The 14,732-nt window shown below is 65.4% G+C and carries 15 protein-coding genes; all 15 read right to left on the minus strand.

The window, feature by feature from the left end:
• Positions 1-83 precede the first annotated feature (83 nt).
• A complete protein-coding gene (gene alaS, locus K9L28_09140; protein ID MCF7936493.1) occupies positions 84-2,726 on the minus strand; it encodes an alanine--tRNA ligase in 2,643 nt (880 codons plus the stop codon).
• A 63-nt stretch (positions 2,727-2,789) separates the two neighbouring features.
• Positions 2,790-4,079 (minus strand): amidohydrolase, encoded by a 1,290-nt coding sequence (locus K9L28_09145; protein MCF7936494.1) that lies wholly within the window; start codon positions 4,077-4,079, stop codon positions 2,790-2,792.
• 31 nt (positions 4,080-4,110) lie between these two features.
• Positions 4,111-5,355, minus strand: a complete 1,245-nt coding sequence (locus tag K9L28_09150) for an adenosylhomocysteinase (GenBank protein ID MCF7936495.1) — start codon at positions 5,353-5,355, stop codon at positions 4,111-4,113.
• Between the two features lie 4 nt (positions 5,356-5,359).
• On the minus strand, positions 5,360-6,391 hold the full coding sequence (gene mtnA, locus K9L28_09155) for an S-methyl-5-thioribose-1-phosphate isomerase (GenBank protein MCF7936496.1): 1,032 nt from the start codon (positions 6,389-6,391) through the stop codon (positions 5,360-5,362).
• Positions 6,392-6,446: 55 nt separating this feature from the next.
• Positions 6,447-7,667, minus strand: coding sequence for an exodeoxyribonuclease VII large subunit (xseA, locus tag K9L28_09160; protein ID MCF7936497.1), 1,221 nt, complete (start codon positions 7,665-7,667; stop codon positions 6,447-6,449).
• Complete coding sequence (gene nusB, locus K9L28_09165) at positions 7,633-8,109, minus strand: transcription antitermination factor NusB (protein MCF7936498.1); 477 nt, start codon at positions 8,107-8,109, stop codon at positions 7,633-7,635. The genes xseA and nusB overlap by 35 nt, the downstream gene beginning before the upstream one ends.
• 4 nt (positions 8,110-8,113) lie before the next feature.
• Positions 8,114-8,596 carry a hypothetical protein gene (locus K9L28_09170; GenBank protein ID MCF7936499.1) on the minus strand — a complete coding sequence of 161 codons (483 nt, stop codon included), beginning with the start codon at positions 8,594-8,596 and terminating at the stop codon, positions 8,114-8,116.
• 68 nt (positions 8,597-8,664) lie between these two features.
• Positions 8,665-9,312 carry an Asp23/Gls24 family envelope stress response protein gene (locus K9L28_09175; protein MCF7936500.1) on the minus strand — a complete coding sequence of 216 codons (648 nt, stop codon included), beginning with the start codon at positions 9,310-9,312 and terminating at the stop codon, positions 8,665-8,667.
• Positions 9,313-9,335: 23 nt separating this feature from the next.
• On the minus strand, positions 9,336-9,776 hold the full coding sequence (locus tag K9L28_09180) for a hypothetical protein (protein ID MCF7936501.1): 441 nt from the start codon (positions 9,774-9,776) through the stop codon (positions 9,336-9,338).
• Positions 9,777-9,793: 17 nt separating this feature from the next.
• A complete protein-coding gene (gene efp / locus K9L28_09185) occupies positions 9,794-10,366 on the minus strand; it encodes an elongation factor P (GenBank protein MCF7936502.1) in 573 nt (190 codons plus the stop codon).
• 154 nt (positions 10,367-10,520) lie between these two features.
• Positions 10,521-12,266, minus strand: a complete 1,746-nt coding sequence (locus tag K9L28_09190; protein MCF7936503.1) for a secretion protein — start codon at positions 12,264-12,266, stop codon at positions 10,521-10,523.
• Entirely contained in the window at positions 12,263-12,853 is a 591-nt protein-coding gene (locus K9L28_09195) for a hypothetical protein (GenBank protein ID MCF7936504.1), read from the minus strand. Before K9L28_09195 ends, K9L28_09190 begins: the two co-directional genes overlap by 4 nt.
• Entirely contained in the window at positions 12,853-13,377 is a 525-nt protein-coding gene (locus tag K9L28_09200) for a hypothetical protein (GenBank protein ID MCF7936505.1), read from the minus strand. The genes K9L28_09195 and K9L28_09200 overlap by 1 nt, the downstream gene beginning before the upstream one ends.
• Positions 13,367-13,963 (minus strand): PilN domain-containing protein, encoded by a 597-nt coding sequence (locus K9L28_09205; GenBank protein MCF7936506.1) that lies wholly within the window; start codon positions 13,961-13,963, stop codon positions 13,367-13,369. The genes K9L28_09200 and K9L28_09205 overlap by 11 nt, the downstream gene beginning before the upstream one ends.
• The gene (locus K9L28_09210; GenBank protein MCF7936507.1) at positions 13,960-14,490 is read right to left on the minus strand and encodes a hypothetical protein; all 531 of its coding nucleotides are present in this window, start codon (positions 14,488-14,490) and stop codon (positions 13,960-13,962) included. Before K9L28_09210 ends, K9L28_09205 begins: the two co-directional genes overlap by 4 nt.
• Positions 14,491-14,732 lie beyond the last annotated feature (242 nt).

Genomic DNA, 14,732 nt, shown 5'->3' on the forward strand with positions numbered 1-14,732 from the left:
CTGGGCAAAGCTGCCCAGGGGGTCGCTCACCGCTACGCCCATCCTGACCGTGCCAGGATCAACAGCGAGGATACGTCCTGCCATCAGCCGCTCCGACTGTGGCTGACCAGCTCCGGCACCAGGGCCAGCGCCTCGTCGGTCTTCTCCGGCCGCTTGCCCCCGGCCTGGGCCATGGCGGGCTTGCCGCCACCGCCACCGCCGGCGGCTTTGGCGACCTCGCGGAGGATGTTGCCGGCGTGGAGCCCCATCTCCCGGGCGCTCTCGTCGGCCATGGCGATGAACTGCACCTTTCCGTCCCCCACCGCCGCCAGCACGACCAGCACCGGAGAGAGGCGGTTTTTCACGGTGTCCCCCACCTGACGCAGCACATCCGGCGAGGCGCCCTCGAAGGAGGCCGTCACCACCCTGATCCCCGCCACCTCCTGCGCTCCGTCGATAAGGCCGTCCACATGCTCCAGCCGTCGCCGCAGCCTGACATCGGCAAGCTCCTTGCGGAGCTCCTTCAGCTCCTCCTGGAGCGCCACAATCTTTTCGGGCGACTCGTGGTGCTCGCCGCCCAGCAGCCCGGCGATCTCGTGGAGCCGCGACGAGGTCTCCTGGGCGTACTCCAGTGCCGGCATCCCCGCCTTGGCGATGATCCGCCGGATGCCCGAACCGATCCCCTCTTCGTGGATGATCCGCAACGATCCGATATCGCCGGTGGCGTCCACATGGGTGCCGCCGCAGAGCTCTGCGCTGAAGCCGTGGATGGAGACCAGCCGCACCTCCTCGCCGTACTTCTCTTCGAAGATCGCCTTGGCACCCCGCTCCTTGGCCCTGTCCAGGGTGGTCCGCTCCACCGCCAGGGGGGTGTTGGCCAGGATCTCGCGGTTGGCGATCCGCTCCACCTCCAGCACCTCCTCGCGACGCAGCGGCGCGAAGTGGGTGAAGTCGAAGCGCAGCATATCCGGGGCCACCAGCGATCCGGACTGCCGCACGTGGGGCCCCAGCACCTGGATCAGCGCCTCGTGGAGGATGTGGGTCGCCGTGTGGTGGCGCCGTACCGCCTGGCGGCGTTCCGCATCCACGGCCCCATGGACGGCGTCGCCAACAGCGATGGTCCCCGCCTCCACGACGGCCTGGTGGACAACCAGGCGCTCCGCCGGCGCCACCGTGTTCCGCACCGCCAGCCGGGAGGCCTCGCCGGTGAGGACCCCTTCGTCGCCGATCTGGCCGCCGCCCTCGGCGTAGAAGGGCGTACGGTCCAGGACAACCTCCACCTCCTGCCCTTCGGAGGCCGAGGAAACCCGCTCCCCGTCGGCGATCAGCGCCTGCACCGCGGCGTCGCCTTCTGTGGCCGCATAGCCGTCGAAGGGCGTGTCGCCCAGCTCCTTGTGGAGCTCCGTATAGACCGTCTTCTCCACCCGGGAGGTGGCGTGCTTGCCGGCCTGCCGGGCGCGATCGCGCTGGGCCTCCATCTCGCGCCGGAAGCCTTCGTGATCCAGACTGCAGCCCCGCTCTTCGCAGATCTCCTCGGTCAGCTCACAGGGGAAGCCGAAGGTATCGTAGAGCTCGAAGGCCACCTCGCCGGGGAGGACGGATTCGCCGCGTTCCTCCAGCCTGGCCACCTCCGTGTCCAGGAGGTTGCTGCCCTGCTCCAGGGTTCTGTTGAAGCGGCTCTCTTCCACCTGGAGCACCTGTTCGATGGTGGATCGGTGTTCTTTCAGTTCACTGTAGTGCCCGGCCATCAGCTCGAGCAGCGTGGGCATCAGCTGCACGAGGAAGGGCCTGTCCAGCCCGATCAACCGGCCGAGCATCGCCGCGCGCCGCAGCAGACGCCGCAGCACATAGCCCCTGCCGTCGTTGGCCGGCAGGATCCCGTCGGCGATCATGAAGGCCAGGGCGCGGATGTGGTCGGCGATGACCTTCACCGCCCGGTCTTCCTTGGGGCCGGCGCCGTAGCGCACCCCCGCCAGGCTGCAGGTGGCGTCGATCAGCGGCTTGAACAGATCGGTCTCGAAGTCCGACGGCGCCCGCTGCACCACAGCGGCGAGCCGCTCCAGCCCCATGCCGGTATCGATGTTCTGTTTGGGCAGCGGCTCGATCCGCCCGTCCTCAAAACGGTTGAACTGCATGAAGACGAGGTTCCACACCTCCAGGTAGCGGTCGCAGTCGCACCCTACCGTACAGGTCGGTTTGCCGCAGGAGAAGGCCTCGCCCTGGTCGTAGTAGAGCTCCGAGCAGGGGCCGCAGGGCCCCACCGGCCCGATGGACCAGTAGTTGTCCTCCTCGCCCATGCGGAAGATCCGGTCCTTGCTCAAGCCCACATCGTTGTGCCAGATGTCGAAGGCCTCATCGTCATCCAGGTAGATGCTGGCGTACATCCGGTCCGGTTCCAGCCCCACCCGCTCGGTGAGAAACTCCCAGGCAAAGGGGATGGCTTCCTTCTTGAAGTAGTCGCCGAAGCTGAAGTTCCCCAGCATCTCGAAGAAGGTGTGGTGCCGCGCCGTGCGGCCCACGTTGTCGATGTCGTTGGTGCGCAGGCATTTCTGGGAGGTCACCGCCCTGGGGCCCTCCGGCGTCCGTATCCCCAGAAAGTAGGGTTTGAAAGGCACCATGCCCGCGATGGTGAACATGATGCTCGGATCCTCCGGAATCAGGGGAAAGCTCTTGAAGCGCTTGCTCCCCTTCTCCTCGAAATAGGCGAGAAACATCTCCCGCAGTTCGTTACCGCTCCGCCACTGCATGTGGGTCACCTCGATCTCTTCTGCTTTGGTTCGGCATTATACACGAAGACGGCGTTCTCCAGCTTACGAAACAAGCTCCTTCCGGGCGCGGGCGCTCTCGCTGCGGATCTCCATGAGGTTGAGCTCCGGGAAGACGCCGCGCTCGTAGACCTTCCGGCCCTGGACGATGGTGTGGGTCACGTCGCTGCTGTCCCCGGCGTAGACGACGTAGGTAGCCAGGTTCTCCGGCGTCCAGCCGTTGTAGTGGCACTGGTCCAGATCGACCAGCTGGAGGTCGGCCTCCCAGCCCTGGTGGATCAGCCCCACGTCGGTGAAGCCCAGCGCCCTGTTCCCCTCCAGCGTTGCCATCCGGAGGGCCGCCTTCGCGGGCACAGCCGTGGGGTCCTGCCGGACGCCCTTGTGGAGCAGCGCCGCGGTGCGCATCTCCGCCCAGACATCCAGCTGGTTGTTGCTCGCCGCGCCGTCGGTCCCCAGCGCCACGGGCAGACCCGCGTCGAGCATGGCGGTGAGGGGGGCGATGCCGCTGCCCAATTTGAGGTTGCTCTTGGGGTTGTGGACAATGGTGGCCTGTCTGTTGACGAGGCGTTTGATGTCCTCTTCGGGACACCAGACACCGTGGGCCAGGATCAGGCCGCAACCGTCGAGCAGACCGGCCTCCTCCAGCAGCGTGACAGGGTCGGAGCCCAGTTCGTCGCGGATGTAGCCTGCCTCCCACTGGTTTTCGAGCCAGTGGAGATGGACGCCGGCCTCGTGGTTCCCGGCAGCCTCCGCCACGCGGGCAAGCTGTTCCGGCGGGACCGTGTAGGGCGCGTGGGGGCCCCACTGGACGGTCATGCGGCCCTCGAAGCCGTTCCAGTCGTTGTAGAGCCTTTCCTGTTCCTCCAGGCGGGCGGCGAAATCCGCCTCGTCGCCCTTCCAGATCAGCCCCCGGGAGAGGCCGCAGCGCATGCCGCTCTCCCTGGCGGCCCCGGCCACCTCGTCCATAAAGAAGTACATGTCTCCGAAGGCCGTGACGCCCCGGGAGAGCATCTCCGCCATGGCCTGCATGGAGCCCCAGTAGACATAGTCGCCGTTGAGTCCGGCCTCCACCGGCCAGACCTTCTCCTTGAGCCACTCCATCAGCGGCGCCTCTTCGCCGAGCCCCCGGAGCAGCGTCATCGCCGCATGGGTATGGGTGTTGACGAACCCGGGGAGCACGGCGGTCCGGCCGCGGCCTTCGATCACCTCGTCGCCGTCGCCGGCCCCGGGCTCCATGATAGCGGCGATCCGGCCGCCTTCCAGGGTGATGTCGCAGGGCTTCGCCCGCTCCATGGTGCCGTCCAGGGCCGCCACGTTCCGTAATAGCAATGACATGGCCTTCGCGCCTCCTTTACAGTGAGCGCGGTTACTCGCGCCAGCTTTTCATGTAGGTGAGCTGCTTCTCGGTCATCTCTTCCAGATCTATGCCCATGGCCTCCAGCTTCAGCGCCGCCACCTCCCGGTCGAGCTCCTCGGGGACGGCGTAGAGGCGGGTCTCCAGATCCCGGTTGTGGACATGCAGCGCCGAAAGCAGCTGCAGGGCGAAGCTCAGATCCATGATCTCCACCGGATGGCCGTCGCCGGCGCCCAGGTTGACCAGACGTCCCTCGGCAAGCAGGTGGAGCGTCCGTCCGTCTTTGAGCCGGTAGGAGGTCACATTGTCCCGCAGTTCCAGGACCTCGCCGCTGCGGGCCTCCAGGTCGGGCTTGGAGATCTCCACGTCGAAATGCCCGGCGTTGGCCAGAAGGGCGTTGTCCTTCATTCTGTCGATGTGCTCGCCCCGGATGGCCCCGGTGTTCCCGGTGAGGGTGACAAAGATATCCCCCTCCGACGACGCCGCGGCCATGTCCATCACCTCGTAGCCGTCCATCAGCGCCTCCAGGGCGCGGTGCGGATCGGTCTCCACCACGATCACCCGCGCGCCCAGGCCGTCGGCCCGCATGGCCACGCCACGGCCGCACCAGCCGTAGCCCGCCACCACCACGGCCTTCCCCGCCACCAGCAGGTTGGTGGTGCGCATGATGCCGTCCCAGACGGACTGGCCGGTGCCGTAGCGGTTGTCGAAGAGGAACTTGCTGTGGGCGTCGTTGACGGCGATCATGGGGAACTCCAGTACACCGTCGGCCTCCATGGCGGCCAGCCGCTTGACGCCGGTGGTGGTCTCCTCGGAGCCGCCCCGCACAGCGGGGAGCAGCTCCCGCATCTCGTCGTGGAGCATGGCCACCAGGTCGCAGCCGTCGTCGATCACCACCGTGGGGCGCACCCCCAGGGCGAACCGGATGTTCTCGCTGTACTCCCGAGACGTCATCCCCCGACGGCTGTAGACGGTCACCCCCTCTTCGGCCAGGGCGGCGCAGACGTCGTCCTGGGTCGAGAGGGGATTGCTCCCCGCCGCGGTCACCTCGGCCCCAAGCCGGGCCAGGGTGCGCAGCAGACAGGCCGTCTTGGCCTCCAGGTGGAGACAGGTGGCGATCCGGCTCCCCGCCAGCGGCTGCTCCTCTCTATAGCGTTCTTCCAGCAGATTGAGCACCGGCATGAACTGCCGGGCCCAGGCAAGCTTTCTGCGGCCCTCCGGGGCCAGGGCGGCATTGGCGATACGGCTTGGTTCCATAGCGCTATCTCCCTTCCCGTTTCTTCTTCAGGTCTTCCGCCCGCTCCCGCAGGCTTTCGGCAAAGGGCGGCATCAACACGCCCTGTTCGGTCACGATCGCGCTGATCAGCTCCGCCGGGGTCACGTCGAAGGCGGGGTTCCACACCGGAATCGCTTCGGCCACGATGGGCGCCCCCGCAAACCGGCGTACCTCCTCGGGGTTGCGTTCCTCGATCACGATCTCCGACCCCTCGGAGAGCGCCATATCCACGGTGCTCCAGGGCGCCGCCACATAGAAGGGGACATCGTGGTGCCGGGCCAGGACAGCGAGACTGTAGGTGCCGATCTTGTTCGCGGTGTCCCCGCCTGCAGCGATCCGGTCGGCGCCGACCACCACGGCGTCCACCGCCCCCTGTTGCATCAGCGCGCCGGCCATGCCGTCGCAGATCACCGTCACGGGGATGCCGTCGGCGGCCAGCTCCCAGGCGGTGAGGCGTCCGCCCTGAAGCACCGGGCGGGTCTCGTCGGCATAGACGGCGACCCTCTTGCCCTGCTCCACGGCCGCACGGACCACCCCCAGGGCCGTTCCGTAGCCGCAGGTCGCCAGAGCCCCGGCATTGCAGTGGGTCAGGACAGTGGAACGCCACCCCAGCAGCTTGGCGCCGTAGGCCCCCAGCCGCCGGTTGGCGGCGACGTCCTCGGTGCGCAGTGCTTCGGCTTCCCGCAGCAGCGTCTCCGCCAGGGAACCCTCGGGCGTCTCCTCCGCCCGGCGGCGGATACGCTCCAGCGCCCAGAAGAGGTTCACCGCCGTGGGGCGTGTCTTCCCCAGCCGTTCCACAGCCCAGTGGAGAGCCTTGCGCCCGTCCCGGGCGGCCAGGGCCGCACCGTAGGCCGCGGCCGCGCCGATGGCCGGCGCGCCCCGGACGGTCATGTTCTCGATGGCCGCCGCCGTCTCCTCGGCATCGCCACAGACAACAAAGCGGACCTCGCTTGGGATGGCCCGCTGGTCAAGCAGCTCTAGCGCTCCGTTGTTCCAACGGAGTGTTTCCGGCACCATGCAATCTCCTCCTCGGCGGAACCGCTCACCCCGACGCAGCCGGAGGCCGGACAGACTATTCCTCCGGCGCCTCCGTCACGGCGTCCACCACGGCATCGGCGACACCGTCCAGAAAGTGCAGCGCCACACGCTTCCCTTCGTGGAGCTCCCGCACACTGCGGATCCTGGCACCGTCTCGATCTTCGCAGGAGATGAAGCCGCGTTCCAGAATTCGTAGTGGCGAGGCCCCGTTGAGCCGCGCCGCCAGTCTCTCCAGTTTCGATTTGGTCTGTTCCAGACGACGCCCTATCGCCGCGGCGCCGCGGTCATGAAGGCTCTGGACCTCCCGGAGGGCAGGCTCCATATGGCCGTACCGCAGGGCCCGAACCAGTGCCTCCCGGCGCCGTCCAAGCTGTTCGTTCAGCTGTGCCAGCCTGCCCCGCTGCGCCCGCTCCATGCGGTTGCGTTCCTTCAGGAGCGCGGCCAGCAGCTCCCCCCGGTCGGGGAGCACCGTCTCCGCCGCCGCGGAGGGCGTCGGGGCGGATCTGTCTGCAGCCAGGTCGGCCAGGGATTCGTCGATCTCGTGACCGATGCCCGTCACCAGCGGCACCGGCGAACGGCGGACCGCCCGCACCACATCCTCGTCGTCGAAGGGGGCCAGGTCATCCTTGCTCCCCCCGCCCCGGACCAGCAGCACCGCCTCCACATCCGGAAGCAGGGAGGCCCGCTCCAGAGCGGCGCAGATGGACCCGGGTGCGTCCACCCCCTGGACAACACAGGGAACCACCGTCACGGCACACTGGGGGAAACGCCTCCGGCTCACGTGCAGCACATCACGCACCGCCGCCCCCGTAGGCGACGTCACGGCGGCGATCTTCCCCGGGAAGGCCGGAAGCGGGCGCTTCAGCGCCTGGGCGAAGAGTCCCTCCCGCTCCAGACGCCGCCGCAGCTCCTCCCGCGCCCGGGCCCTGGCGCCGGCCCCAACGGGGTGGAGCTTCTTCGTGTAGAGCTGGTAGATGCCCCTGGCCGGATACACCGACACACGCCCCTCGGCGAGCACCTCGTCGCCCACCTGGGGCCACAGGGGTTGCCGGGCGGCATCGCTGCGGAAGAAGACACAGGAGATCCTCGCCTCGCCGTCGCCGAGGCTGTAGTAGACATGCCCGCTGCTGTGCCGCTTGAGCTGGAGGATCTCCCCCCGCACCGCAAGATGCCGCAGCAGCACATCGCCGCCGAGCAGCTCCTGGGTGTGGGTGTTGACCTCACTGACTGTCCTGATCGGGATGCTCTGCTGCATAGTCCGTTCCTGCGGCTTCTGCTTCGATGTTCCGGATGATTCGCCCCAGCACGCCGTTGACAAAGCGTCCGGAGTCCTCGGTACCGAACATCTTGGCGAGTTCGACGGCCTCGGAGATCGCCACGGCGATGGGAATCCGCTTGGCCACCACCCCTTCAAAGAGGGCGAGGCGGACGGCCACCCGGTCAACCGTGACCATCCGCTCGGGCCGCCAGCCTACGGTATAGCGCTTCACAAGTTCGTCAACCCTGCTCCGGTGCTCCGAGGTCCCCAGCACCAGCTGCCGCGCGAAGGCGAGCGCCTGGGGATCCTCCGCATCCTCGGGATAGAACTCGAACACCGAGTCCGGCGCCGTGTCGGGACAGAGGTCAAGCGCATAGAGCACCTGCAACGCGATCTCTCTCCCCCGCCGGCGTCTCTTTGGAACCTCGTGATTCTCCATATGCCTACTTCCTGTACCGTGCGATCAACGCCCTGAGATCGTACCGTCCGGCAGGGGTTGCGAGGAGGGCCACGACCCAGGCAGCCAGTCCCGCCATGATTGTACGGAAGATGCCCCTGGGCCCGAGATGCCCGATCCCCACCAGCAGTCCAACCCCCAGACCCCAGTAGAGCGGGTTGGCGAGAATCCGCCTCCAGGCCGGCTGCTCGGCAGGCTCGGAGGCGACCTCCTCAAGCCAGGTAACCTCCACGTTGTCTGCCACCGGAGCGAGCTGCTGCTGCAGCCGCTCCGAGACATAGCGGAGATTCTCGGGGGCAATCTCCCCGGCGGGGTAGGTCATGCGCAAAACGGCGAGATCACGATCTCCCCAGAGGACAATCTCCCTACAGTGCATGCTTTCGGGCAGCGCATCTTCCAGGAGCGTACGGACCGCCCGCTCCTGGACCCATACCTGGCCGCGTTCTGTCGAATTCCAGAATAAAAACAATGTTCTCACCCCACAGCAGGAGACTGGCAACCGCTCGCTAGCTCAGCTCCCTGGTTGTGCGACCAGCGTTAGGCAGAAGCGGTGGTATCGTTCTTCTTCTCCTCGTCCCGGGAGACACTCTCCGCAGCGCTTGGCTCGCCCTGCTCCTCGGCAGGCTGTTCCACTTCGGCTTCTTCGTGTCCCGCCGCTTCCTCCGTCTTCGGCTCCTTCGCCTGCTCCCCTTCCCTGGCCTTCTCCTCGCGTGATTCGGCATGGTCGCGGTCGCTGAGATGGATCGCCTGAATGTAGACATTCACGGACTTCACCATGTATCCCGTGTACTGCTCGAGATGCTTCTTTACCGATTCCTGGACATCCCAGGCCACATCGGGGATCCGCATGCCGTACTTCACGGAGACATAGGTGTCCACCATGATCCGGGGGGGTGTGTCCTCGTCGAGGGCGATCCGGATGCCCCCGGAGGTCTTCCGTCCCAGACCCAGCGAGGCAAGAGGGCCGGCGCCTGCCGGTTTCACGCCCTGAATGGTCTTCAGCGCATGCGATGCAAGCTGCAGAATCACCTCCTCGGTGATCCGCACCTCGCCCGGGGATTCTCCTTCCGGTGTCTCCGAAGGAACCTGCAGCCCCTCCTTATCGGGCTTCCGGCCTTCTTCCGGTACCTGCTCCTCGACGTTTGCTTCTTCGGTATGGACCTGTTCCTGTTCGTTGCGCTCCATAACCCCGTACCTCCTCTCGTGCTCTATTCGGTGTCGTTGTTTTCGACTACGAGGACATGCGCCCCGCAGGCAGGACACTGCAGCGGTTCGCCTTCCTCGTATTCACCCGGATTATAGTAAAACACATGTCCGCAATGGGTGCATGTCATGGGTTCAAAGGACTCCTCGAGTTCCTCGAAGGCCTCTTCCGGTTCGCCCTGGGCGAAGATCTCATCCTCGTCAATGAGGTTGTCCACCTCGTCGTGGATCATCTCGAGGTCTTCCTCGAGCTCGGTCAGGGAGTCGTAGAGGCCTTCGTAATGCTCCTCCTGAATGTCCAGCCGTTCCGCCTGGTCGCCCATTTCGGCGGCAATCGCCTCCAGCGATTCCGTCACGGCCGTAAAGAGCCGGTTTTCCGTCTCTCCCAGTCCTTCAACACCGTCCAGAAGGCCCCTGAGATAGGCAATGCGTTCCCGGGCCGTCATGCCCCTTCCTCCCTTCGCTACTTCTTGGCGCGCTCCACATACTCGCCGGAACGCGTGTCCACCACGATCTCCTCGCCGTTTTCGATAAAGAACGGCACCGTCACGGTCAGCCCCGTCTCCAGTGTCGCCGGCTTGCCGCTGGTAGACACCGTATCCCCCTTGAAACCCGGATCGGTCTCCACCACCTGGAGTTCCACCGACTTGGGCAGCTCCACCCCCATCACGCGGCCCTCGTACATCTCCAGCGTGACCTCCATGCTCTCGGTCAGGTAGTTGACCGCCTCGCCCAGCACCTCCTTGAAGAGGTAGATCTGGTCGAAGTTCTCGAGATCCATAAAAACGTAGCTGTCTCCATCCTGGTAGAGAAACTGGGCGCTTCGGTCATCGAAGATGATCCGTTCGAAACGCTCTCCGGAACGGAAGGAGTTCTCGATTGTCGAACCGGAATTGATGTTCCGGAGCTTTGTTTTGATGATGGCGCCACCACGGCCCATCTTGTGGTGCTGGCAATCCAGAATCTCCCACATGTCGTCCTTCCATTTGATTTTCATCCCGGAATGAAAATCACTGGTATCCACTACTTGCGCCATTCAAGCACCCTCCATGCCAAAGCTGTCTGCGACCTACAGTCCCCTATCGGACACACAGCCAGGCGGCCGTCGCCCGCAACGGGGAAAGTCGTCCATTCTAGCTAGTAAACATACCGCATATCGGCACACACTGCAAAGGGCAAAACAGCCCCGCCTAAAACTGGCTGAGCAGCTCCTCGCCCTGCAGGGGTTCCTCGGGGACCTCGAGGATGTAGGGGACCACCACCATGACGACCTCGTTGCGTATGTGGCTCTTGCTGCGCATGGTGAAGAGCTCGCCCAGAAGCGGGATGTCGCCGACGATGGGGATCTTGGAGACACTGCGGTTTTTGATGTCGTTGAAGAGCCCGCCCACCACGAAGGGCTCGCCGTCGCGCACCCGAACGGTGGTCTGCACGCTGCGGGAGCTGGTCACCGGCGTCTCGGCGTTGCCGCTCTTGCGGAATTCCAGGATCTGCCCCGTGGCGATATCGATCTCCAGGGTGATAACACCGTTCCGGCCCACCCGCGGCGTGAAGGAGAGCGTCGGTCCGGCCTCCTCCTTGGCGATCTCCGGATTGTTGTTGTCGTCGTAGCCGGAGACGTAGAGATAGTTCTGCGTCAGCTCCACCCGGGCGGTCTGGCCGTCCACCGCCACCACCGAGGGACGGGCGAGCACATCGGCCTTGCTCTCCTCCTCCAGCGCCCGCAGGCCCGCGTCGAGCTCGTAGAGGGCGTTGCCGGTCATCTCCGGGGTGTCCACACCCGGTGGGGGATTGATGGTGCCGTCGTCCCGGTCGCCCTCGGGGGTGTAGAGGTCGGGGCGGTTGGTGTCCACATAGCCCATCACGCCGCCGCCCGAACCGTACCAGAAGTACCACTGCTTGTAGACGTGGGAGATCATGCTCTCCATCTCCTTGGAGGCATCGTCGTTCACCTCGATGATGCGGGCCTCCAGCATCACCTGGCGTCCGGGGTTATCCAGACGTTCCAGCGCCTTCTGCACCCTGGCCAGCATCTCCGGCGAGGCGGTCACGTAGAGCTCGTTCCGCCGGGCGTCCACCACCACCTTCTCCACCGGCACGAGCCCCTGCAGCATCGAGACGATCTGCTCCGGGTCGGCGTAGGCCAGATGGAAGACCCTGGTGGTCTCCCTACCCAGCGTGTGGGCCAGCTGTTCCGAGGTGCCCACCACAATGGTCTTGCCCATCATGCCGTAGCGCACATCGTACATGCGCATGAGATAGGAGAAGGCCTCCTTGAGAGGCACCTCCCGGAGGCTCACCGTCACCGTCTCGTCGGGCAGGGAGGGATCACAGACGATATTGCGCCCCATGATCCGCCCCAGCATGAAAAAGGCCTGGCGCAGCGGCGTGTCACGCAGCTCCAGGGTCACCGGCTTGTCGATCTGCAACGGATCGACGGGACTGGCGGTGCGGGGCGTAAAGAGGTCCGTCCGCTTCGGCTGGGGCGTCGGGCTCGGCCGCGGGCCCCCCTTGGTCAGATAGACCCGCATCTTCCGTGCCGGAGCGGTGCCCCGGATCTCCTTCACCCGGAGCGCCGCACCGGTGATCACCGTGCAGAGCAGTCCGCCTGCCTCCTGATTCAGTTCGATGCGCTCCACCAGCGGGTACTTATAGGTCCGTTCCCAGGTACCCGAGGGCAGCGTCACCCGCGACCAGAAGAGCTCCACCCGGTCGCCGGCTACGCGTCGCACCTCGGGACGCGGGAGATGAGCCCCCTTGAACTCCAGCACCGCCAGGCTGCTGCCCGCCTGCTGGACACGCACGCCCCCGAGCTCCGGGAAGAGCTCCTCCGACCGGGCCGGACCGCAGAACAGCGCAATAAGGGAGAGGCACACCAGCCATGTGACAACGCCGCCGCCCCCGCTCCCTTTGACAACATCACCCAGTCTCTTCATTGCTCTTTCTCCAAAGTCACGTCGATACGTCTGTCCTCCCAACGGACAACCACCTTATTCTCCTTTATGGCCAGCACGCGGCCCAGGCCGCCACCGAACTCCGACCCCCTGGTTACCACCACGCCGCTGCCTTCACCTTCGATATCCATCACCGCCACCCGTCTGCCTTCCATGATCATCAACGCCTTGATCTTCATCAGCGGCGGGACCACCTCGGTCACCACCTGCCGTGGCTCCGGCGTTGTCGGCTCCGGCGCGCCGACCACAGGTTGCCAGGGGCGACGGTTCGCCGCCACGGCCAGGGCCACCACCTCATTGCTCCGGGAGCGGGCCTTCATGGCGCGTGCATAGAGCTCCCCGGTGGACCGCACCTGCCTGGCCTCCTCGATGGCCCCCACATTGGGCATATCCTGCCCCAGCGAACCCCTCCCACTCTCGACGGCCATCCAGAAGCCCTTCCCCTGCAGGAAGATCCCGTAGAGCAGCAACAGCAGGAGCCCCCAACGGGAAATCCGCTGCAGCCGACTGGGCCCCATCAGCCAGTTTCGGAGTTCGTCCAGCGCCTCGCCCCAGCTTCCGACAGCCATCAGTCTTTCCCTCCAACGAGCTGCGTGGCGAGCACGGCGCTGCAACTCACCTCGCCGTCGCCGCTCCAGGAGAGAGAGAGCGACTGCATCAGCATCAGATCGGCCATGGTGCGCCACTCCGCCAGTGTTCCCAGCACCGAATAGTATGGTCCGGTGAAACGCACCTGGACACTGTAGCGTCCCGAACCGTCACCTTTGGGCGTTATCTTATCCATCTCCACACCATGCCCGGTGAGCGTCTGTTCCACCGCAGCGTACACAGCCACCCTGTCGGCGGGGAAAGAAACGCGGTGCTCCTCATACCGGGAGAGCGTCTTCTTGTACGCCTGGAGCAGCTGCGAGGTTTTCTGCACCTCTTTCAACGCCTCGCGCTCCTCCACGGCCTTGAGCATCGCCTCGCGCCGCTCCTGCTCCAGCATGCGGCTGGTCCTGGCCCCGGCATACAGCAGGCCCACAAAGACCATACCAAGCAGCACCACCAGGATCAACTGCCGGATCCGCCGGCTGCGGTCCTCATCGGCCACGCTCGTCGCCCCCTTCGGCAGCACCCTCCGCAGCCTCGACAAAGGAGGCAAGCGTACAGGAAAGGGAGAACTGCACCACCCGCTTTCCATGCCAGCTGGAGCTGTTCGTATCGGGCATCCCCACACCCTTCACGACAGAGGATTCGTTCAGCGCATTGCTGAACACCACCACGTCCCCCTCGGAGAAGGCATAGCCGCTCAGCGATGCCTTGCCGGAAGAGAGCGACACCTTGCGCAGCCAGACCGTCCCGGGGAGGGACCCCTCCACGGCACCGAAGAACTCCAGCGACGGCAGCTCGCCCTTGACCATCTCCAGGGTCTCTTCCCGCTCCGCCACGGCCTCTTTGAGCCTGGAGAGCTCCTGTTTCAGCTCCTTCGCCTGTCTGTTGAGCGCCCGCACCCGGGGGATATACTCCGCCTGCTGCGCCCGCAGGGCGTGCAGCTTGAAGAGCCCCAAACCGAGAAAGGCCACGGAAAACACAAAGAACACCGCCACCAGCGACAGCACCATCACCCGCAAGGGGCTGAAACTGGTGGCCTCCTCCACTCTGAACTGTTCGGGGCGGAGATCAAACTTGATCGTCATGCCAGCTCCCGTACGGCCATCCCAAAGGCCGACTCCATCAGAAAGGCCTCCTCGGGAGGATCCTCGACACCCCAGAGCGCCCAGGGAGCGCCGATCACAAAGGAGACATCCGGGAGCTGCTCCGCCAGGGCCTGCCTGGTGTTCTCACTGGCTCCATACTTGCCCGCAAGCACCACCGTGTTGATATCGATCCCCCGGAACTGGCTGCGGGCAAAGGTCATGGTGGAGGCGATCTCCTGCCCCACCGAAGCCACCGCCTGCTCAACCCCCATACTGTGTTCGCCCCCCACCAGCAGGCTCCGGAAGATCAACCCGCTGGAATGGTAGCCCACAACGATATGCGAGCTGAAGGCCCCGATCGACACGATGAGATAGCCGGGCCCGTAGCTGGGCACCGGCCCGAGCACAGCCCGGTACAACCCCACCGTGGCGGGCTCCACAAAGCCCACCCTGAAGCCGGCATCCTCGACGGCCGCAAGGGTTCCCTCCACCTGCCGGTCCCTGGCGGCCGCCACCAGCAGCTTCATGGTGTCGCCCACCTCGCCGGGGAACTCGAGCTCCGTGGCATCGTAGACAGCATTGTCGGCCGAAAAGGGGAAATACTTCTGGAACTCCCACTGCAGGGCACTCTAAGGTGGACCCCTTTGTCAAGACCAAAAACTCGCCAAGGTTCATTAAAGTCAGACTGCCATAGTCCCTGTGTTCGCGAAGTGGATTTCCTCCGGTGTCCGGTATTCCAGCGAGGAGTGCAGTCTTTCGCTATTGTAAA

The sequence above is a fragment of the Synergistales bacterium genome, from assembly GCA_021736445.1.
Lineage (GTDB): Bacteria > Synergistota > Synergistia > Synergistales > Aminiphilaceae > JAIPGA01.